This window comes from Eubacterium sp. AF36-5BH, from assembly GCF_003460505.1.
Classification (GTDB): Bacteria; Bacillota; Clostridia; order Lachnospirales; family Lachnospiraceae; genus Eubacterium_G.
This window is the reverse complement of the sequence record NZ_QTVG01000005.1, coordinates 17,509-38,603: the sequence shown is the minus strand read 5'-3', so window position 1 is coordinate 38,603 and position 21,095 is coordinate 17,509. Positions and strand designations below refer to the sequence as shown.

The window sequence follows — 21,095 nt, the reverse complement described above, 5'->3', positions numbered from 1 at the left end:
CTTCTTTCTCCTATTTCTGATTTTGTTTTCTAGTTAAATATACTAGGGGGTGGAACCTTCCAACTTAATCACATTGGTGTTATGTGTTCATTTTTGACAACTGTGATTTTTAAATAAGCTTAAATGTAATACATGTACTGACTAAAATCGTTACTTTGTAAATAATCTTTTTCTAAGTCTTCTAATGAAATATTAAGTAATACTTCATCAAGTTTTTCATTTACTTTATCAATTACTGATTCTTCAATAACCTGTTCTGCTATATTGCCCTGGCCTTCATACTCTTTTTCAATCTTATAAGTTCCATCAAGTGCTTCAATAATTGATGCCACAGTAATGTCCTTAGCACTCTGATTTAATAAATATCCACCCTGGGCACCTTTAATACTTTTAATAATTCCATGTCTTCTTAGTCCTGCAAAAACCTGTTCAAGATACTGTAAAGATATATCATTTCTTTCTGCAATACTGCTAAGTTTCACATGACCGTTTTTTGAATTAATAGATAAGTCTATTAATGATATTATTCCATATCTGCTTTTCTTTGATAACTTCATATTACATCTCTTTTCCTTTTTTTAATTAATCCTATATGTTTAGTAGGATATAAAGTATATTACCTTTATTTTATATAAATGTCAACTAAAACATACTTTTTTTATATGAATTAAATATTTTAATTATAAAATACTGCTTGCAACACTCCAAATACCAAGTATATACTTTATTGCAAAAAAAACAGGAGATTAATTGCACTAATCATTGCTACCTTGCAACTATAATCAATACAACTAATCCCCTGCCCTTAAGGAGTGATTATATAATTTCTATTTAAAATCTTAACCCTGTTTGGATTTTGCTATTTCTTTTTCCTGTACATCAGGTGGTGCCTGTTCGTATCTGGATACAACATATTCAAATTCACCACTTCCACCTGTCATTGAACGAAGTGAAGTTGAATATTCATACATTTCAAGTAATGGTATTTCAGCTTCTATAATCTGTTTTCCATTATCAGAATTCATATTGTATACACGACCACGTCTTTTATTCAAATCTCCAAGAATATCACCTGAATATTTTTCCGGTGCTGTAATTGTAACCATAGCAATTGGTTCTAACAGTACAGGATTAGCTTCCATAAAGCCTTTCTTAAAAGCTATTATTGTTGCCATCTTAAATGCCATTTCAGAAGAATCAACAGGATGGTATGAACCATCTGTTAATGTAGCCTTAATGCCGACAACAGGATAACCTGCCAATGGACCCTCTTTTACACATTCCTGAATTCCTTTTTCAACTGCCGGGAAATAATTTTTTGGCACAGCTCCACCAAATATTTTTTCATCAAAAATATAAGGTTTCGATAAGTCACCTGATGGTTCAAACTCAATTACAACATCACCATATTGTCCATGACCACCTGACTGTTTTTTGTGTTTACCCTGAACCTGTGCCTTACTCCTTATTGTTTCTTTAAATGGAACTTTTGGTCGTTCTAAAATAACATCTACTTTGTATCTGTCTTTCAGTTTAGATGCAACAACTTCCAATTGCTGATGACCGATTCCGTAAAGAAGAGATTGTTTATTTTCCGCATCAATAACTGACTTCAAAGTCAAGTCTTCAATACATAATTTAGTAAGTGCCTGAGCTAATTTGTCCTCATCCCCCTTTTTCTCAGCTCTATATGCCATATACGCATAAGGCTTTGACATTGTTGTTGGATGATATACAATTGGCCACTGTTTCGTTGATAAAGTATCTCCTGTTCTTGTGCTTGTAAGCTTACCTATTGCCCCAATATCTCCTGAGTGCAATTCACTTACTTCAGTAACATTCTTTCCGCAAATAACATACAGTTTGTTTAATTTTTCTTCTATATTTTTTGTTGGATTGTAAACAACATCACCTGTTTTTAATATACCTGTTCTTACTTTTACTAAAGAATATTTTCCAACAAATGGATCCATTATTGTTTTAAATACATAAGCAGAAACAGGTTTTGAGTTGTCAAAATCTGCAACCACTTCTTCATCGTTTTCTATGTTAGTTGCTTTTTTCAAAACTTCTGCCTTATCTGCTGATGGAAAATATTTTTCACAGGTCTGTAAGAAACTATTTACACCCTGGCAGGTTACTCCTGATGCAATTTGTACGGGAACGATATCACAATTAATTACACTCTTTCTTAATGCTTTTGATATTTCCTCGTATGTAAAATCTACGCCTGAAAAATACTTATCCATTAATTCTTCATCAGATTCTGCAACAGCCTCCATTAACTGCTCTCTAACCGGAACTAATTTACTTGTAACTGATTCAGGAATTTCCATTTCATCATAATTACCCAAATTATCAATGAACTTTCTACCACCCATTTTCACTACGTTTACATAACCAATTAATTTGTCATTCTCCATAATTGGCAAATGAAATGGTGCTATCTTCTTGCCGAATCTTGACTTTAACTGTTCTACAATTTCCATGTATATTGCATTGGAATCATCTATATTGGTAACTAAAAATATACATGGGATTTTTCTACGCTCACATATTTCCCAGGCTTTAACCGTTCCTACTTCTACTCCTGTCTTTCCATTAACCACAATTACAGCAGCGTCCGCAACACTCATGGCATCTTCCATCTGACCGACAAAATCAAAATATCCCGGTGCATCTAATATATTAATTTTCAATCCGTTCCACTCTATTGGTATAACAGATGCACTTATGGAAAACTTACGCTTGATTTCCTCCTTGTCATAATCTGAAATTGTATTTCCATCATCTATGCGTCCCATTCTGGAAATAGTCTTTGTAGCAAAAGCTACTGCCTCAGCAAATGTTGTTTTTCCGGCTCCGCCATGTCCTAAAAAAACAACATTTCTAATATTCTGTGTTTCATAAATCTTCATAACAAGCCTCCTTATTCAATTGTCTTTTCACCGAACTAAAACCTCTTAACTTTCCTCCTTATTTAATATTTTATTAAGGTTTTATTACTTAAATACTATTTTACTTTACTTATAAACGTAATACAAGAAAGGTTATATTTTTAACAAAGTGTTGCTATATTTACTTTAAAGTGTTAAACTTTAAAGCGTTGAAGTTTAACACTTTAAAGTTTTTAAGTTTAAGCTTGCTTAACATAATTATCTATATTAGACTTAACTAAGCAATTTATACATGACAGGAGAACATAATGAGAATAAAAGATGATTTAACATTTGGTTTTGTAGGTATTGGACTAATTGGTGGCTCGGTTGCAAAGGCTTTAAGACGTGTCTATCCAAGTTGCAAAATCATAGTTTATAATAGAGGGGCGAAACCTCGTGTTTTAGCAATAAATGACGGCACAGCAAACATTGCATTAGATACTGTTGATGAAAGATTTTCTGAATGCGATTATATTTTTCTGTGTACACCCGTTGAACGTAATGTAGAATACTTAACTATTTTAAAAGATATAATTAAACCAACATGCATTATTACAGATGTTGGCAGTGTAAAAACAAATATACACGAAGCAGTTAAGGCTCTTTCTTTAGAAGATAATTTCATAGGTGGCCATCCAATGGCAGGTTCAGAAAAAACAAGTTACGAACATGCAAGTGACCGTTTGCTTGAAAACGCCTACTATGCCATTACTCCTACCGAAAAAGTTAAACAGGAATATGTTAAAGAATACACTGAAATTGTTTCTGACATTGGTGCAATTCCTATAGAAATTTCATACAAGGAACATGACAGAGTTGTTGCAGCCATTAGTCATTTGCCCCATTTAATTGCTTCAAGCCTTGTTAATTTGGTAAAACATAATGACAGTAACAAAGAATACATGAAAACATTAGCAGCCGGCGGTTTTAAGGATATTACAAGAATTGCTTCTTCTTCTCCTGAAATGTGGGAGCAGATATGCATGACAAACAATAATAACATAAGTGAAATCCTTGATTTATACATAAAAGATTTGGAAAAAGTTAAGAATGAGTTAGACACAAAGAACGGACAAGCCATTAATCACATGATTGCAGAAAGTAGAGATTATCGAGATAATATTGACGAGCATAACAACAGTATAATTCAAAGAAGTTACAACATATTCTGCGATATTATTGATGAATCAGGTGCCATTGCCACTATTGCTACAATTCTTGCTACAAATGGTGTTAGTATTAAGAACATCGGTATTATTCATAACCGTGAATATGAAGAAGGCGTTTTAAAGATTTCATTTTATGACCAGGCTTCATCAGAGAAAGCTATGGAACAGTTAGAAAGACACAGATACAAAGTTTTTAAACACTAATGTTTTCCAGTAATCTCCTATTGTCTAAATGTTACAAAATTGTTACACTGTTTTTTGTTATTGGCCAAGACAAATTTGAAATAAGGAGGACATAACTATGTGTTTTAAATTTAGTAACTGTACTCAATTATTTAACGCTATTTGTAATTTCTTTAACATTGGTTGTTAATTAATTATGTAAATTAAAACCATCAATACAAAATAATTGTTTAAACTATTTTTGTATTGATGGTTTTTTAATTATTTATTATATTTATTTTTATTATTTCTATTCATGTTCTTTTGTATTGCTCCACAAATTTTATTTAAAATTAAAGAATTATATTAACTTAAATTGAGTCCACTTCTTTGATTTATATCTTCCAATAAAAATTATTCCTCTAAATACTAAATCCATGCTCATGCCAATAGCTATGCCAATTACCCCCATATCAAGTACTAAACCAAACAATGCAGAAAAGAACAATCTTGCCGCAATTGTAAGAGTTACTGATGTTATCATTGTAAATTTAATATCACCTGTGGCACGAAGTCCGTTTCCTAATGGGCCTGCAAATGGATATGCCACTCCGTTAAATATATTGTTAATAAGAACAAGCCAAATTTTCAAGATTACTTTATTGAATTTTGTTCTATTCCTACTTTAGTATAATCTAAGACATCTTCTCTCTGGATTCTAAGATAATATTCACCCTTATCTATTGTAATACTTTTAGAAATTGATTTATCAGGCTGATTTGTACAATCAAGAGTAACTGTCTTTTCTGCAACATTATTACCTTTCTTAAACACTTCAGCTTTAACTTTTCCATCCCATATAGAATTAATACTAATAATTATTTTCTTCTTTTTGTTATTTTTTAATTTAAACCATGCATCTTTTCCGTCATTATATGAGAAACGAAATTCGTTATAATCATTACCGCTTATATCAGCAGCCTTTCCCCTGTCTTTGCATATTGGTGTTCTATTAATACCATACAGATGAGTATTTATTTCGTATTGAGAATCAAGAGGACTTTCTAAATAAACTCTATATTCACCTTTTGGTAATTCACATTCTATTAATTTTTTATTTTCTTCCCAATTACCTATATTATGTGTAACATCGCTCCACTTGTTATTCTCCTTTTTTTGTAATTTAACATTAACATTTATTTTTTTACCGGTTATGTTTTCTCCAAAAACTAGAGATACATATGCTCTTTGTTTTTTTACAGAAAAATTCCAATATTGTGGTTCTCCTGTACCAATAATTAATTCGTCATACGTATCAGTAAACTCAAATATATTTTTTTGATTATATAATTTCATTTCAACTTCGCCAATTTCAAAAAAATCATATTTTTTAAAGAATTTATCCCCTGGTACCTGTACTGTAAAACTTTCACCTTCTTTGAGTTTTATACTATAATAAGATGCATCAGGTAAAAGATTACCATTTATGTCATAAACTTTTATACCTCCACCTGTGTCAAACGACATTATACAATCATTCGTTGCTACAAATTTTACCTTTTTTGATTTGTAATGTTTGCAATAATATAATTCTCTTTCTATTTTAAATAGCTTAGGATCACATTTTACAATTTCATTATTAAAATCATAACAATCCTTATTTTTTTTCCAAATATCAGATTTTTTTCCTTTATACGATGATGGGAAATTTACTTTCTTTATCATAGCATACGTTGGGTCATAAACTACATATGTTGCATATGGTTTTCCTAGTGCCTGACAGATTCCATACTTAACTCCTTCTGGAATATTAACCACTGACATACAACCGGTATATCCCACCAATATACTTTTGTTGTAAATATAAAAGTCTCCTTTTTTAATTATGTACTTTTTTAATGTTGAAAAGAATTTATCCTTACCTAAGAAATTAAATAATACCTGTATGCTATCATGCTTTAATTTTTTATTTTTCATTACTACCTTTGCATCTTGTATAATGTGATTAAATTCAACATTTCCAACATACTTACTTACAGAAGAAGGTAATACAATCTTCTTTAACTTTTTACACGAAGTATCTTCTCCCTCATCATCACAATCATTATACTTAGCATAATTATTACACTCATATGTCATTCCGCTCACATCTATTATTTTACACCCTTTTCGTATTGTTAATTTTTTCATTTCAGTTGGCATTGCTACGAATTTTTTGCCATTTTTTGTGTATATTATCCCTTTAAAACTTTTGTATTTTTTGTCTTTACTACTAACCTTGTATGTCTTTGTTTTGTAATAACATACCATTTTTTCAGACGTTAATGGTGAATTAAACTTTACCATATTCACTGTTATCGGATAATAATGAGTATAATATGATTCATAAAATTTCAAATCACCCGGAACTTCTAACACTTTTACTTTTTTACAACTCTTAAAAGGTTCTATTGGAAGTTTTTTCACCCCTTTTTTCACAACAACCTTTTTAATTTTCCCTGCATTTTTAAATTTTGCATTTTTAGGAATTTTTCCTGTCACTGTTAACGTACTCCCGTTCACATAATAATTTTGATTTTTTGCCTGTACATTACCACTTGATATAAATATAATCCCACAAAGTACCCCTATTGAAATGCATAACTTTAATAATTTTTTGTTCAATTTAACCTCCTCCCTTTTCTCCTAATACTTTTGAAAGTTTTTCTTATTCAATTGTTATACTCACAAAAAATAATTTTTATTGCATAAAATTAAAAAAGAGCTAAAATTAAAAAAGTCAGAAATATTTTATACGCTTGATAAGTAAATTTTTTACCGGACAAACCGGTAAGAAAAATAATATCAAACTCAAAATATTTCTGACTTATTCTTTATTTTGACCATGCAATTTTGTCATTGTCACCCTCATAATTAAAGATACCGTCATTTTTTTCTTCTAATGCTTTAATCATGTGGTAAGTATATTCATTATATGGTGTAGGGATTCCAAGTTCCTTTCCCATACGTACCAACGCCCCTGAAAACATATCTATTTCTGTGTGCCTGCCTGCATCTATATCTTGCAATGTTGAATAACGTGCTGATGCTTTCACAGCACTTCCACGACCTGATGAATCGTCTATTTTACTTAAATCTATTCCTTTAGCCTCTGCAATACTTTCAACTTCTCCCCTTAATGCTTTTCTAATAAAACTCATATGCTCACTGTCGTGATAACATCCCACACCTGCACCTAGAATTGCCTGTGGTAAGTTGTTACAAACATTAAGTCTGAATTTGCCCCATATTTCTTCCTGTATAAATTCTGTCACTCTCCAATGAATTCCTGTATTAGCAAAAAGATGATTTATAGCCTTTATTCTCTCACTTTCAAAAGGTGGCTGTAATTCTCCAAGAATTATGCCTATTGTTGTTTCAGGATCAAAATGATAGCCATCCTCCTTCTTTTGAGAAGCAACCTTTATGAAAGAATGTAAAATATTGTTAGGGTTAATTCTTTTTCCTATAATCTCCTCACTGTCTACACCATTCATAAGACTCATTACAATTGTGTTTTCACCTACAATCTTCTCTATATCATCTAATGTATCGGGCAGGTTGCCATATTTTAAACATACTATTAAAAGGTCAGCATCCTTTGCTTCCTTTGGTGTCCAAACATTTGGAGTATATTTAACACCGTTTATTGTAATTCCTTTATTCTTTAATCTTTTATTTCGTTTGTCTTTTGCAACAACACCTAATTCAATGCCGTCCTTATTTGACAGTCCCCATATAACATAAGAACCCACAGCTCCAGCTCCTAATATTGCTGCTTTTTTAATGTTCATCTCTAGTTTTCTCCTAATGTTTCTGTATCGTAATTCCGTAATATAAATGCTAAGTTAAATTATTAAATATATTATCTCATATTTCTAATTTGTGGAAATTATTTTTAATTTACTTAATCTCATGACTTATTGTAAAGTATGTAAAATTTTTTAGTGACATTCCTTATAATTTAAATTTATTTATACTTTTGTACATTTTAATTTTAATATTAAGATTTAATTTGATTTTAATACATAGCACTACTATTATATTAAATCTTACATTTTAATAAATACTCTCCAATACGTCAAAATAATTCTCAAATGTTTTCCTACAACACATTGGATTGTTTATAATAACACCATCAATTATAAGCCCTACCATTGCAAAACTCATTGCCACACGGTGATCCTCATAAGTGTCAATTTCACATCCATGAAGAACGCCCGGCTCAATAACTACGTTCGTTTCTGGCTCTTCAATAATTTCTGTCTTACAACCCAGTTTCTTCAGCTCTGTTGCAATTACTGCCACTCTATCTGACTCCTGTCCTCTAATGTGTCCTATATTTTTAATAATAGTTTTTGAATTTGCAAATGCAGCTACAACAGCCATTGTCAGTGCCTGATCTGAAAAGTCAGACATATCAATTTCGATTCCCGGATAGCTGTCAATACTTGCTCCATCAACTTCAACACCAGCAGATGTATCTGTTAATTTACAGCCTAACTTTTCCAAAACCGTTAAAAACTTAATATCACCCTGCATGGAGTTTAAATGAATACCTTTTACAATACTTTTCACTTTAAGTAAAATTGCCATGGCATAAAAATAGCATGCTGCCGACATATCAGGCTCAACCTCATAAGCATCCAATTTTACTTCCTGTTTTTTTATGTTATATGTATTATTATTTTTTTCAAATTTAATGCCAAACTGTTCTAACATTCTAAGGGTAATCTTTATGTAAGCACCATTTGGTCTCGAACCTGTCAGATTAACTTCCATTCCGTTAACTGCAGCTGCCATAAGCAATGCACTTGCATACTGACTACTTTTAGAGGTATCGATTAATATTTTTGTTTCACCTATCCCCTTTGAATTTAATTTAAAAGGAAAATGTCCTTCTTTTTCTAAATATTCTATTTCTACACCATTTTCCATAAGCTTGTTAAGTAACTCACTCATTGGTCTTTTTTTCATTTGCTCAGAAGATTCTAATGTATATTTTCCACCACATACGGCAAGTAACACTGTCATAAATCTTGCTGCAGTTCCTGCACTTCTAACATTTATTGTAGCTTCATTATTTGGAATTCTTCCGTTCTCGCCTTGAATCACAACTGTTTTTGCATTTTCATCAATTTCCAGTTTAAAGCCAAGTTTATCCAGACAGTCCAAAAAAGCTCTTGAATCATCACTAAATAAAACGCCACTAAGCTTACATTTTCCATTTGAAATTGCAGCTAACATTAATGCTCTGTTTGTAATACTTTTTGACCCTGGTACCTCAACATTTATATCTTTTTTATTTATAACTTTTTTTACTGTATATTTTTCCATAATTTCTTATTCTTTCTTTTGATAAATTATTCGTATTCTAATAACCAATCTGCAATGTCATATATTTTCTATAATCCGTTTAACCTGCAAACTGCTACCATCATATCATTTAATACACTTCTTATTCAAGGTATCACTTTCGAAACTTTAAATTTTTTCATTTTCGAAAATGGTGTTTCAATATATTATGAAAAAAATAAGCGAAAACATCATAGTTTTTTAAATTTAAGAAGATACTATAATATTTTCGCCTAATTAATAGATTATTTAATTTTAAAATTGTAATAGCTCGCCTTTAAGTGTTTCAATATGTTGAACAATATGTCCAATATTTCCCTCTCCGGCATATTGTGTTTCATCAAAAAAGTTATTATCCAATGTAGACCAAAACAATTTATTTTCCGTGCCATTAACATCTACTATTTTATTTAACTTTCCAACATAAACTTCAAGGTAATAGTTTTCAATATAATATTTAAAATCCATTATATGTAAAAGCATAATATCATCTTTTGTTATGGTTGTTTCTTCTTCAAGTTCTCTATATGCAGCATCAAGTCCATTTTCGTTTTTTTCTATTTTTCCACCCACAAAATTTGCTAATCCCTTATACGGATCTTTTTTTCTTTTACACATCAATATTTTATCTGCATTTTCATTATATACTACTATTACATTGTATCCTCTCATATTTTCACCCTTATAAAGTTTATTCTATTACTTTACATCACTTTCATTAGTAATAAACATTGCATCACCAAAACTAAAGAATCTATACTTTTCTTCTACAGCAGTTTTGTAAGCATTAAGGATATTGTCTCTTCCAGCCAACGCTGATACAAGCATTAATAATGTTGATTCTGGCAAATGGAAGTTAGTAATAAGGCAGTCAATTGCCTTAAATTTGTAACCCGGATAAATAAAAATCTGTGTCCAACCACTGCCAGCATGAATCACACCATTTTCGTCTGCCACAGTTTCAAGAGTTCTTGTGCTGGTTGTTCCAACAGAAATAACTCGTCCACCATTTGCCTTTGTATCATTTATCATTTTGGCATCTTCTTCGTCCACCATATAAAATTCAGAATGCATATGATGTTCCAGAATATTTTCTACCTTTACAGGTCTAAAAGTTCCAAGTCCAACATGAAGTGTAACGTGTGCAATCTTTACACCTTTTTCCTTAATCTGCTCCAGTAACTCCTTTGTAAAATGAAGACCTGCTGTTGGTGCAGCTGCAGAACCTTCATACTTTGCATAAACTGTCTGATATCTGTTTTTGTCTTCAAGCTTATGTGTAATATAAGGTGGAAGTGGCATTTCTCCAAGCTGGTCCAGCACCTCTTCAAATATTCCCTCATACTTAAACTGAATAAGACGATTGCCCTCTTCAACCACGTCAATTACTTCACCCATTAAAAGACCGTCTCCAAAACTGATAATTGTTCCCGGCTTACACTTCTTTCCAGGCTTTACTAAAGTTTCCCAAACGTCATTTTCACGTCTCTTTAATAATAAAACTTCAATCTTTGCATTAGTACCTACTTTGCTACCATAAAGTCTTGCCGGCAACACCTTTGTGTCATTTATAACAAGGCAGTCACCTTCATGTAAATAGTCTATTATTTCCTTAAAAATATGATGTTGCACTTCACCTGTATTCTTGTTAAGAACCATTAATCTTGAACTACTTCTGTCTTCTAATGGATCCTGTGCAATTAATTCTTCCGGTAAATCATAATAATAATCATGTAAACTCATTTTATCTGCGTCACTCATAACTGTTCCTCTTTTCATCTATACTTAAAACTATCAAATCTAATTTTTGTTTTTAACTAACTTTAAATTTTTTAAATAATATATTCCAACATTAAAGGGACTATTTTTATAGCTGTTCACTATCTAATACTATTGTAAATGGACCGTCATTTTCAAGTTTAACTTTCATATCAGCGCCAAACTCGCCTGTTTCAACAACCTTAACCATTTCCCTGCATTTTTCAATTATGTACTCATACATTTCATTTGCCATGTCAGGTGCACCTGCATTAATAAAAGATGGTCTGTTGCCTTTTTTACAATTTGCATACAATGTAAACTGAGACACTAATAAAAGTTCTCCATCAACATCTGCTAAAGCCAAATTGGTCTTTCCGTTTTCATCTTCAAATATACGCATACCAATTAATTTTTTAATCATCTTATCAGCGATTTCTTTTGTATCATCATTTGACACCCCAATAAGAACTAAAAAACCTTTATTGATTTTTCCAACAATCTTTTCATCAATTGTTACACTTGCATTATTTACTCTTTGAATTACAAATTTCATATTAAACCATTCCTTGCATATTATTTTCAACTAATCTATTTTACACTATTCTTATATTTTTGTCATTAGTTGGTGGAATAAACTATTCCTCTTATTTTTTCTTTTTTCCTCTTGCAGCTTTTAATATATACTCAAGATTATCTACATTAAGCACTCCTGGATAATCTTCTTGAAAATCTACCAAATTGTCTTTATTTTCTTCTTCAATATTTTTACATTTATTATAAAATTCATGCAAATCATCTTTCTGATAAATAGCTTCAATAAATGTTCTTGAATCTTCTGGTAAATTCTTTCAAATAAATATCTAAATTTTCCTTTGTGAAGGGCTTATTAACAAACATCTCGTACCTCGCTTTCCACTATGTTGAATCGCATAAATTCAGGAATCGCATTAGCAAGAGCTTTTTCTTTTATACTTTCATCTCCAGTTGCTGCATAGGCAACTGTAACACCTGCTGAGAAACATGGATTATCAAGTTTTTTTGAACGGATTTCATTATAATTTGTACAAAGTGGTAGATTATTCATTCTTGATAAGTAATCAATCATTGCCAACAGATACATCGATTCTCTATACCATCTACGTTTGTAAAGCTTTCCTATTTCATCAGACTCAAGTGTTTCAATAATAAAATCTATATCTCCCATATCCTTTACATGATGACATGTATTGCTCTTGAAAGTTTCAAATGAACATCTATAATCAACACTACCCTGATAATTATTATCTAATATTGAGTCTACTGTCACTCCTAATACTTTGGCAATTTTATGCAAAGTTCCCGCAGCGCACTTATTAATATCTGCTTTACCACTACAAATATCCGTAATTGTTGTCATTGCCACTCCACTCTCTTTGCTTAAACGATATCTGGACATTTTTTCTTTTTCAAGCAACTCATTAATAATCATTGAATCTACCTCCTTTTCTATAATATATCGGTTAACCGAATTAGTGTCAACATTATATTAAGATATATAATATTAATTCTCCCCAAAAACAAAAAAAGATGAATATTTCCCTCCCAACTTCATTTGGGAAAGATAATACTCATCTTTCTTAATTTTTTTATAACTATTCAGATAAAAATATTTATCAAATAATCGTCACATTCTAGCCTCTCAACTGGATTCCTAAACGCTCTAATCCGTTAAGAATTTTCTTCATTGCTCCTGCAATGTCGTTTTCTTCAAGAGTTCTGTCTTTTGCTCTAAATACAATATTGTAAGCAACTGACTTAAATCCTTTTTCAATCTGATCACCTTCGTAAATGTCAAATAAGCTATAGCTTTCAAGGATTTTTCCACCACGCTGCTTAATAACTGCTTCAATGTCACCAACCAAAATTTCTTTTGGTACAACCATTGAAATATCACGTGAAACAGCTGGAAATTTTGCAATGCCTTCATACTTCTTGTCGAAGTTTGCCATTTGGTAAATATATGGCATATCAATAACAGCAACATATGCTCTTGTTTTCATATTGTAATTTTCGCAAACTGTTGGATGAACTTCTCCTAAGTATCCGATAACTGTGTCATTGTATACAACATTTGCCTGTCTTCCCGGATGAAGGAATGTCTTACCAGCCTTTGCATCGTAAGAAATGTCTTTGTCAATTCCAACCTGTCCTAAAAATTCTTCTACAACACCTTTCATTGTGAAGAAATCTCCATCTCCGTAGAATCCTAATGTAAACTGCATTCTTTCATCTGGGAGGTCAGTTACAGGTAATGCCTTTGGAATATAAATATTACCCATTTCAAATAATCTTACATCTTTGTTACGTCTGTTGTAGTTTGTTGCAAGTGATGTAAGCATACCGTTAAGAGATGTTGTTCTCATAACACTGAAGTCTTCTCCTAAAGGATTTGAAATTGTAACTGTTTTTCTTAATTCACTATCTTCAGGTAAAAGTAATTTATCAAATACCTTTGGACTTTCAAATGAATATGTCATTCCCTGTGAGAAACCACAGTATAAAGCAACACTTCTTGCAAGTTCATCAATTCTTAATTTTTCTGATAATTTTCCTGAAGTTGCCTCTCCTGAAGGTAATGTTGTAGGAATCTTATCATATCCGTAGAATCTTGTAATTTCTTCTGCAATATCACACATGCCGATTAAGTCCTGTCTAAATGTAGGAACTGTAATCATCTTTGTTTCTTTATCATATTCTAATTCTAAAGCTGGGAAGTAGCTAATCATTTCTTCTTCTGTTAAATCAAATCCAATCAGATTATTTACATAATCAGGATCAAATTTAATCTGATGTTCTTCCTTCTTTTCAGGATAGAAATCAACCATTCCTTCAACTACTTCACCTGCGCCTAATTCTTCGATTAACTGGCATGCTCTGTTAATAGCTGCTTCTGCATTGTTAGGATCAAGTCCTTTCTCAAACTTTCCTGATGCGTCAGTTCTAAGACCAACTCTCTTAGATGAAAGACGGATATTTGTACCATCAAAGCATGCAGCTTCAAATAACATATCCTGAACATCATCTGTAATCATTGAGTTTTCTCCACCCATGATTCCAGCTAAACCAATTGCTTTTTCTTCATCACAAATCATAAGCATATCTCTGTCTAATGTTCTTTCCTGTCCATCTAATGTTGTGAATTTTTCACCGTCTTCTGCACGACGTACCACAATCTTGTTTCCTTTGATTGTTGAAAGATCATACGCATGCATTGGCTGACCAAATTCTTCCATAACATAGTTTGTAATATCAACTAAGTTATTAATTGGTCTGATACCACAGGCACTAAGTCTTCTCTGCATCCATTCAGGTGATGGAGCAATCTTTACATTTTTAACAACCTTAGCACAGTATCTTGGGCAAAGCTCTGCATCCTTTACTTCTACTTTGATGTAATCATTTACATCACCTGTTTTTCCAACAGCCTTAACTTCAGGAGCAACAAATGGCTTTCTAAATGTTGCTGCAGCTTCTCTAGCAATTCCTAATACGCTATAGCAATCTACTCTGTTAGATGTAATTTCGTATTCGAAAACTGTATCATGTAAGCCTAATACTTCTACAGCATCAGCTCCTACTTCTACACTGTCATCAAAAATATAAATACCATTTTCAGGTGCTTCAGGATAAAATTCTGTAGTTGAACCTAATTCTTCAATAGAACACATCATTCCGTTTGATTCAACACCACGAAGTTTTCCTTTTTTGATTTTAATTCCACCAGGAGTCTTCTTTCCGTCATGTCCTCCTGCAACTCTACCACCGTCTAATACAACAGGTACTTTTAATCCTTCTTTTACATTTGTTGCACCTGTAACGATCTGAGTTGTTTCTGTTCCAATATTAACCTGGCAAATAACTAATTTATCTGCATCAGGGTGCTTTTCAATTTTTTCAATTTGTCCAACAACAATTTTATCAAGGTCAGCGTCAAGTCTTTCAAAACCTTCGCACTTTGTTCCTGATAAAGTCATTGCATCCATGTATTCCTGATCAGTACATTCAAGGTCAGGAACGTATGCCTTAATCCATGATAGTGGTGTATTCATTATAATTCCCTCCTTTAATTAAAACTGATTTAAGAAACGGTCATCGTTCTCATATAATAATCTCATGTCGTCGATTTCGTATTTAAGTAATGCGATTCTTTCAAGACCTACACCAAATGCAAATCCCTGATATTCATTAGGGTCAATTCCACCCATTTCAAGTACATGTGGATGAACCATACCACAACCAAGAATTTCAATCCAGCCTTCACCCTTACAGAATCTACATCCTTTACCGCCACACTTAAAGCATGTAACGTCAACTTCTGCACTTGGTTCTGTAAATGGGAAGTGATGTGGTCTAAACTTAATCTTTGTATTTTCACCAAAAAGTTCTTTTGCAAACTGCTCTAAAGTACCCTTTAAATCAGCCATAGTTACATTCTTATCAATTACCAAACCTTCAATCTGGTGGAATGATGGTGAATGAGTTGCATCTACCTGGTCAGATCTAAATACTCTACCCGGACTAACAATTCTAATAGGTGGCTGAGTATTTTCCATTACTCTTGCCTGAACTGATGAAGTCTGAGTTCTAAGTACGATATTTTTATTTATATAGAATGTATCCTGTTCATCTTTTGCAGGATGATTTTCAGGTATATTTAAAGCTTCAAAATTGTAATGGTCAAATTCAACTTCAGGCCCTTCAACAACTTCGTAACCCATTCCTACGAAAATTCTTTCAAGTTCTTCTAAAGCTAAAGTATTTGGATGCTTATGACCCACTTTATTTTTCTTTGCAGGTAAAGTAACATCAATAACTTCTGCTTTAAGCTTAGCCTCTCTTGCTTTTGCTTCAAGGTCTTTCTTTACATTTTCTAATTCTTCTTCAATACGCTTTCTTGTATCATTTACAAGCTGACCAACTTTTGGTCTGTCTTCAGGGGCAACATCCTTCATACCTTTTAATACTTCAGTAAGCTGTCCTTTTTTACCAAGAATCTCTACTCTTACATCATTAAGTACACTAATGTCCTTGGCATCTTTGATTTTTGCAATTGCCTGTTCTCTAATTGCTTCTAATCTTTCCTTCATTGTACAGTATCCTTTCTATAAGATAATAATGTCTCTATCCTTTCCCCACGTGAATCTTTCCGGCAAACCTAACATTTCGAAAACACGCTCCCGCTTCTTACGCCTCGTAGCGGTTCTATCAAGCCAGCTACGCTGCCTTAATGAACCGACGGGCTTCAAAAGTTTTCTCAATGTTTGTTTACCGTCAATATTCACTTATAAAAGAATAAAATGTATTAATTTCACAAAATTATATTACCGAAAATATTTATAAAAAAATTTTGTAAAATTAAAATATTTTTATGCAAAAGAAAAGTCCCTGCATAAAAATGCAGGGACGAAATATCTATCCGCGGTACCACCCTTATTTTCACAAACGTGAACTCTCAAAATACTTAACGCGTATTAAACGTCACATGCTACTTTGATTTCACAAGTGAGGCTCCTGTGGGAAATTCACATATTTTTGTTACTTAAAAGACCTTCCAGCCGATGAGTCTTTCTCTCTTAAAGAATAAAAATATCCTACTTTGCACATTCAATGCCTTTGTCAACGAAAAATATTTTAACATAGATATTTTTTAGTGTCAACCAAACTAATAAAACATATTTTACTATATATTAGGTCTGTATATAAGGCACTTTTTCTTTCTATGTTAAACACATTTTTTATGGTTCTCTCGCATATGTATTCATACAAATTATTGCAAGTCATTTTGATTAATTGTATGCTTTGCCTTAAATTTAACTGCGTGTTTTCTCTTAAATTTATTTGATTGTTACTTTAAGAAATTAATGCTATAATTTCACATATATTGTTTGAAAAAAAACATAATATATACAAGATTGCAGTGTTGAAATGATTAGCACACCTGTGCACTCACTATATTATATATTAGTTGAAAAAGTTAAGCTACCATAGGTATTTCAACATGTACATCAAGAACAAATTTTTTATGATTGGAGATTCACATGAAAAAAGTTAGCAGGCTTTTTTTTAGAATATATGACTTTTGTTTCAGAATGGCAAAAGACAAAGTTGGCATTTATACAGCTCAGGCTTCTTTCTTTATTATTTTGTCAATTTTTCCTTTTTTGCTTCTGTTCCTTAATGTTTTAGGTATGACAAGTTTGGATTCTAACTACATAATTAGACTATTAAACTATTATGCGCCTGAAACCATTAAACCATTACTGGTACAAATTGTTGAAGAACTTTATACCCACGTTTCAGGAACTGCCATCTCAATTACAGCTATTATTGCTATTTGGTCAGCTTCTAAAGGGGTATTATCAGTAATGTTCGGCTTATATGAAATCAGCAAAATACATCAAAACCGAAACTATTTCCTTTCAAGATTTATTTCTATGATTTATACAGTTTTCTTTGTAGTTGCAATTATTCTTACAATGGTTTTACTTGTATTTGGAAATAAAATTTTCACATTGCTTATTTCACTGTTTCCGGTTTTAAAAAACATTACACTTCTAACATTAATGTTAAGATATTCTCTGTCTTTCATTATTTTAACAATATTCTTTATGACTATTTATAAATTTGCAAATATACGTCTTACAACATTTGCAAAATCAATACCAGGGGCAATGTTTAGCGCTCTTGGCTGGTTGGTTTTCTCTTATGTTTTTTCTTTGTATATTGATAATTTTGCAAACATGACTTATATGTATGGCAGTTTAACAGCCTTCATTATTCTTATGTTATGGGTTTATTTTTGTATTTATATTTTCTTTATCGGTGCAGAAATTAATAAAAAAATATACCCTGAAACTGAAGCAAAACATTTAGATACGAGTAATATTTTATAAATTTTATTAGATTGCATTTAAATATTATTAATTTTCATTTTGGAAATTATATATCTTTATTTAAAATAATTCTATATACTTTTATATCGAAAACCAAATATGGCCGATTATTTAGAAAGTTCTATCTTATGATAGAACTTTTTTAAAATGTAATCGTATGGACGTCCTTCCTTAGCCATTTCAATGGCAGCATTTTGACTCATGCCACTACCATGACCAAATCCACCACCCCAAATTATGTAATTATTTCCGGCTTTTTCTATATAAATAAACGCACTTGGTAGCATTGATATATTATTAACTTCACTTCCACCATTTAATTTTATTTTCATACCATAATGATATATATTCTTTCTAATATCACTTTGTCCTTTTATAATTATTTTTCCTTTGTTTCCATTAACTAAAATTTGTGATGCTATACCTCCAGTTCCTCTTTCTAAAATTTCAATCTTTTCTATTTTTCCCAGATTCTTTCTATATGTGGTACTAATAGTCTGACTAATTTCATTTGAAGTCAAAATAGTTTTCCACCTATAAAATGGATATTTGTCTTCATAGGATTTTATATTTTTTGTTATTATTTTTTTGAAGTTTTTTTCTTCAATAATATCTGTTTTATTTTTTGTAAGATTCGTTCCTTGAAGGTATAGCTTTTTTTCTTTGCCCCATATCCTATAATCTGTAGTATAGCCACATGAAGTTGAAAAATAATATGCGTTAATCAGTTCATTTTCATAAGTCATAACAATACCATTGGTTGCCTTAGCTGCTTTTTTTGTTTTATTATTTTCGCCAATTCGGTTATATACCTGATAAGATGTACTGTCATCTGCTATCGCATTATATTTTTTGTATTTTGACTTTGAGCATTTAAGTATATAGGTTCTGGCACAAACAGCCTGCGCTTTTAAAGCCTCCATAGGAGCTTCTCCACCTATTTCACTTGATACAACTTTTGAAATATAATCATCTACTGCTACCCGATTAACTATTACCATCCCTTTAGAAGTCTTATATATGTAAAAAGTTCCTGAATACACTGGGGAATTATGCTCAACATTATGGTTAGCCCACTCAATGTTATTAGAATAAATTTTTAGTACATTGTTCTTTTTGAACATGTAACTTTCTGTTGTAATTTCTATCTTTCTTTTATTTGTTTTGTTACTGTATTTTTTCCCATAGTAAACATTTAATGATTTTCCTTTTAATATAATTTTTTTCTGATAAATATTAGTGTCAAAATTATTTGTAAGTAATATGTTTACGTACTTTCTTTTATATGTATTTAGATTAACTTTTCCTTTTGTTTCCTGTATTTTGGTAGTTTTTTCCAAGTTTTGATTTTTAGGAGTATCACTGTTTAATGCAGCATCAATTTTCATTACAGTTTCCTGACATTCATAGTTTAGAAAACATAAACTTACTACTAAAAATATAAGTATTGGTATTATAATTTTTTTCATTCTATACTCCCTTATATAATAAAATTAGTTACTATCCTAAAAGAATTTGTATTACAAAATAAGAATATCGCTGGCCACATTATACGCACCGAGTGCGTGTTGCCACGCAACTATTTTCTTTTCGCACCAGTGTGCATCCATAGTGGAACGTTTTATATAATAGAAATTTCCAAAGAATTTCTATTATATAAAAAATTAAGCGTAGCATACATGGTATACTACGCTTTCTATTCTTTAGTAATACCCGAAATGCCGTCCTGTGTTTTGAGTCCTAGCAAACGCCAGGTGGGCAACCGCATCTAAAGTTACTGCCTTCCACTCACAAGGAGGCTTGACATCCCTTTAGAGATATAGGAATCCCTTTAATCAAACTGTAGGTTCAAAATTAACAGGTTTCAAACCAACATCTCAGGTAAGATTATTATAGTCTACTGAAAACAATTTTGCAATAATTTTTATTTTACAAAATATAGTTTTTTTCTAATTTTTTTCAACTATTTCATCTTTATTTTTAAATATATGATTTTCAGGAATTACCCCTCTTACACTTGACAATGGATAAATATTACAATGTCTGCCAATTACAGTTCCCGGATTTAAAACAGAATTACAACCTACTTCAACGTAATCGCCAAGCATTGCCCCAAACTTCTTTAAACCGGTTTCAATTTGTTCGTCTTTTCCTTTGACAACAACTAATGTTTTATCAGATTTTACATTTGATGTAATTGAACCTGCTCCCATATGTGAATGTGTTCCTAAAATACTGTCTCCAACATAGTTATAATGCGGAACCTGTACTGTATTAAATAAAACAACATTCTTTAATTCTGTTGAGTTACCTACAACGCAGTTTTTTCCAACAATTGCTTTTCCTCTAATAAAAGCTCCCGGTCTTACCTCTGTATCTGCATCAATAATTAATGGACCGTTTAATGTAGCAGTTTTTGCTACTGTTACTGATTTGTGAATCCAAATATTTTCTTCAGGATGGTCGAATTCATCCTGTGGAAGTGTTGGGCCTAATTTTAAAATAAACTGCTCGATGTCACCAAGAACCTCCCATGGATATGTTTTGTTTATAAATAAATCTGATGCGATTGTTTCGTTTAAATCGTACATGTCTTTTATTGTGTACATATTGTCTCCTTTCTTTCCATTAATATTAAGCGATTGTTATATCTATGAATCTACTTACATTAAGCGATTGTTATTGAAAAGAATTGTATTCACAATTCTTTTTCAATAACCACGCGCGCATGCGCGCTG

Annotated in this window: 17 protein-coding genes, 1 other RNA gene and 1 other annotated feature; of the genes, 2 read left to right on the top strand and 16 right to left on the bottom strand. The window is 31.5% G+C overall.

Going from position 1 to position 21,095, the window contains the following annotated elements; translation table 11 throughout:
- Positions 1 to 119: 119 nt before the first annotated feature.
- On the bottom strand, positions 120 to 557 hold the full coding sequence (locus DW006_RS05950; protein WP_117999466.1) for an Rrf2 family transcriptional regulator: 438 nt from the start codon (positions 555 to 557) through the stop codon (positions 120 to 122).
- A 282-nt stretch (positions 558 to 839) separates the two neighbouring features.
- The gene (locus tag DW006_RS05945) at positions 840 to 2,918 is read right to left on the bottom strand and encodes an elongation factor G (RefSeq protein WP_117999465.1); all 2,079 of its coding nucleotides are present in this window, start codon (positions 2,916 to 2,918) and stop codon (positions 840 to 842) included.
- 287 nt (positions 2,919 to 3,205) lie between these two features.
- Between DW006_RS05945 and DW006_RS05940 the strand changes: the two genes are divergently transcribed.
- On the top strand, positions 3,206 to 4,312 hold the full coding sequence (locus tag DW006_RS05940; RefSeq protein ID WP_117999464.1) for a prephenate dehydrogenase: 1,107 nt from the start codon (positions 3,206 to 3,208) through the stop codon (positions 4,310 to 4,312).
- Positions 4,313 to 4,631: 319 nt separating this feature from the next.
- Here the strand turns inward: DW006_RS05940 and DW006_RS05935 are convergent, their stop codons facing one another.
- The 11 genes from DW006_RS05935 to pheS all read right to left on the bottom strand — a co-directional run bounded on the left by DW006_RS05935 (position 4,632) and on the right by pheS (position 16,551).
- Positions 4,632 to 4,922, bottom strand: coding sequence for a hypothetical protein (locus DW006_RS05935; RefSeq protein WP_117999463.1), 291 nt, complete (start codon positions 4,920 to 4,922; stop codon positions 4,632 to 4,634).
- Between the two features lie 2 nt (positions 4,923 to 4,924).
- Positions 4,925 to 6,934 carry a hypothetical protein gene (locus DW006_RS05930; RefSeq protein WP_117999462.1) on the bottom strand — a complete coding sequence of 670 codons (2,010 nt, stop codon included), beginning with the start codon at positions 6,932 to 6,934 and terminating at the stop codon, positions 4,925 to 4,927.
- A gap of 209 nt (positions 6,935 to 7,143) precedes the next feature.
- Positions 7,144 to 8,103, bottom strand: coding sequence for a 2-dehydropantoate 2-reductase (locus tag DW006_RS05925; RefSeq protein WP_117999461.1), 960 nt, complete (start codon positions 8,101 to 8,103; stop codon positions 7,144 to 7,146).
- Between the two features lie 265 nt (positions 8,104 to 8,368).
- Positions 8,369 to 9,646: a 3-phosphoshikimate 1-carboxyvinyltransferase gene (gene aroA / locus DW006_RS05920; RefSeq protein WP_117999460.1), complete on the bottom strand. Its 1,278-nt coding sequence runs from the start codon at positions 9,644 to 9,646 to the stop codon at positions 8,369 to 8,371.
- Between the two features lie 273 nt (positions 9,647 to 9,919).
- Positions 9,920 to 10,336 (bottom strand): NUDIX domain-containing protein, encoded by a 417-nt coding sequence (locus DW006_RS05915; RefSeq protein ID WP_117999459.1) that lies wholly within the window; start codon positions 10,334 to 10,336, stop codon positions 9,920 to 9,922.
- 27 nt (positions 10,337 to 10,363) lie between these two features.
- Positions 10,364 to 11,407, bottom strand: coding sequence for a tRNA preQ1(34) S-adenosylmethionine ribosyltransferase-isomerase QueA (gene queA, locus DW006_RS05910; protein WP_117999661.1), 1,044 nt, complete (start codon positions 11,405 to 11,407; stop codon positions 10,364 to 10,366).
- Positions 11,408 to 11,531: 124 nt separating this feature from the next.
- Positions 11,532 to 11,978, bottom strand: coding sequence for a D-aminoacyl-tRNA deacylase (gene dtd / locus DW006_RS05905; RefSeq protein WP_117999458.1), 447 nt, complete (start codon positions 11,976 to 11,978; stop codon positions 11,532 to 11,534).
- Between the two features lie 91 nt (positions 11,979 to 12,069).
- Positions 12,070 to 12,216, bottom strand: a complete 147-nt coding sequence (locus tag DW006_RS12035; RefSeq protein WP_158561080.1) for a hypothetical protein — start codon at positions 12,214 to 12,216, stop codon at positions 12,070 to 12,072.
- 95 nt (positions 12,217 to 12,311) lie between these two features.
- The gene (locus tag DW006_RS05900; RefSeq protein ID WP_117999457.1) at positions 12,312 to 12,893 is read right to left on the bottom strand and encodes a helix-turn-helix transcriptional regulator; all 582 of its coding nucleotides are present in this window, start codon (positions 12,891 to 12,893) and stop codon (positions 12,312 to 12,314) included.
- A 202-nt stretch (positions 12,894 to 13,095) separates the two neighbouring features.
- Positions 13,096 to 15,513, bottom strand: coding sequence for a phenylalanine--tRNA ligase subunit beta (pheT, locus tag DW006_RS05895; RefSeq protein WP_117999456.1), 2,418 nt, complete (start codon positions 15,511 to 15,513; stop codon positions 13,096 to 13,098).
- An 18-nt stretch (positions 15,514 to 15,531) separates the two neighbouring features.
- Complete coding sequence (gene pheS, locus DW006_RS05890; RefSeq protein WP_022165271.1) at positions 15,532 to 16,551, bottom strand: phenylalanine--tRNA ligase subunit alpha; 1,020 nt, start codon at positions 16,549 to 16,551, stop codon at positions 15,532 to 15,534.
- A 309-nt stretch (positions 16,552 to 16,860) separates the two neighbouring features.
- Positions 16,861 to 17,081: a binding site (T-box leader), on the bottom strand.
- A 421-nt stretch (positions 17,082 to 17,502) separates the two neighbouring features.
- Between pheS and DW006_RS05885 the strand changes: the two genes are divergently transcribed.
- Positions 17,503 to 18,357, top strand: coding sequence for a YihY/virulence factor BrkB family protein (locus tag DW006_RS05885; RefSeq protein WP_117999455.1), 855 nt, complete (start codon positions 17,503 to 17,505; stop codon positions 18,355 to 18,357).
- 107 nt (positions 18,358 to 18,464) lie between these two features.
- On the opposite strand, the gene DW006_RS05880 is transcribed toward DW006_RS05885, so the two are convergent.
- The 3 genes from DW006_RS05880 to DW006_RS05870 form a co-directional block, all read right to left on the bottom strand.
- The gene (locus DW006_RS05880; RefSeq protein WP_117999454.1) at positions 18,465 to 19,826 is read right to left on the bottom strand and encodes a SpoIID/LytB domain-containing protein; all 1,362 of its coding nucleotides are present in this window, start codon (positions 19,824 to 19,826) and stop codon (positions 18,465 to 18,467) included.
- Between the two features lie 237 nt (positions 19,827 to 20,063).
- A non-coding RNA gene (gene ssrS, locus DW006_RS05875) (6S RNA) lies at positions 20,064 to 20,244 on the bottom strand.
- 62 nt (positions 20,245 to 20,306) lie between these two features.
- Complete coding sequence (locus DW006_RS05870) at positions 20,307 to 20,966, bottom strand: transferase (protein WP_022166322.1); 660 nt, start codon at positions 20,964 to 20,966, stop codon at positions 20,307 to 20,309.
- Positions 20,967 to 21,095: the final 129 nt, after the last annotated feature.

Bases quoted from the DNA above. Each gene is read 5' to 3' on its own strand.
- aroA (WP_117999460.1), bottom strand. From the start codon at position 9,646: ATGGAAAAATATACAGTAAAAAAAGTTATAAATAAAAAAGATATAAAT.
- queA (WP_117999661.1), bottom strand. From the start codon at position 11,407: ATGAGTTTACATGATTATTATTATGATTTACCGGAAGAATTAATTGCA.
- DW006_RS05925 (WP_117999461.1), bottom strand. From the start codon at position 8,103: ATGAACATTAAAAAAGCAGCAATATTAGGAGCTGGAGCTGTGGGTTCT.
- DW006_RS05870 (WP_022166322.1), bottom strand. From the start codon at position 20,966: ATGTACACAATAAAAGACATGTACGATTTAAACGAAACAATCGCATCA.
- DW006_RS05885 (WP_117999455.1), top strand. From the start codon at position 17,503: ATGAAAAAAGTTAGCAGGCTTTTTTTTAGAATATATGACTTTTGTTTC.
- dtd (WP_117999458.1), bottom strand. From the start codon at position 11,978: ATGAAATTTGTAATTCAAAGAGTAAATAATGCAAGTGTAACAATTGAT.
- pheS (WP_022165271.1), bottom strand. From the start codon at position 16,551: ATGAAGGAAAGATTAGAAGCAATTAGAGAACAGGCAATTGCAAAAATC.
- DW006_RS05900 (WP_117999457.1), bottom strand. From the start codon at position 12,893: ATGATTATTAATGAGTTGCTTGAAAAAGAAAAAATGTCCAGATATCGT.
- DW006_RS05880 (WP_117999454.1), bottom strand. From the start codon at position 19,826: ATGAAAAAAATTATAATACCAATACTTATATTTTTAGTAGTAAGTTTA.
- pheT (WP_117999456.1), bottom strand. From the start codon at position 15,513: ATGAATACACCACTATCATGGATTAAGGCATACGTTCCTGACCTTGAA.
- DW006_RS05940 (WP_117999464.1), top strand. From the start codon at position 3,206: ATGAGAATAAAAGATGATTTAACATTTGGTTTTGTAGGTATTGGACTA.
- DW006_RS05945 (WP_117999465.1), bottom strand. From the start codon at position 2,918: ATGAAGATTTATGAAACACAGAATATTAGAAATGTTGTTTTTTTAGGA.
- DW006_RS05950 (WP_117999466.1), bottom strand. From the start codon at position 557: ATGAAGTTATCAAAGAAAAGCAGATATGGAATAATATCATTAATAGAC.
- DW006_RS05915 (WP_117999459.1), bottom strand. From the start codon at position 10,336: ATGAGAGGATACAATGTAATAGTAGTATATAATGAAAATGCAGATAAA.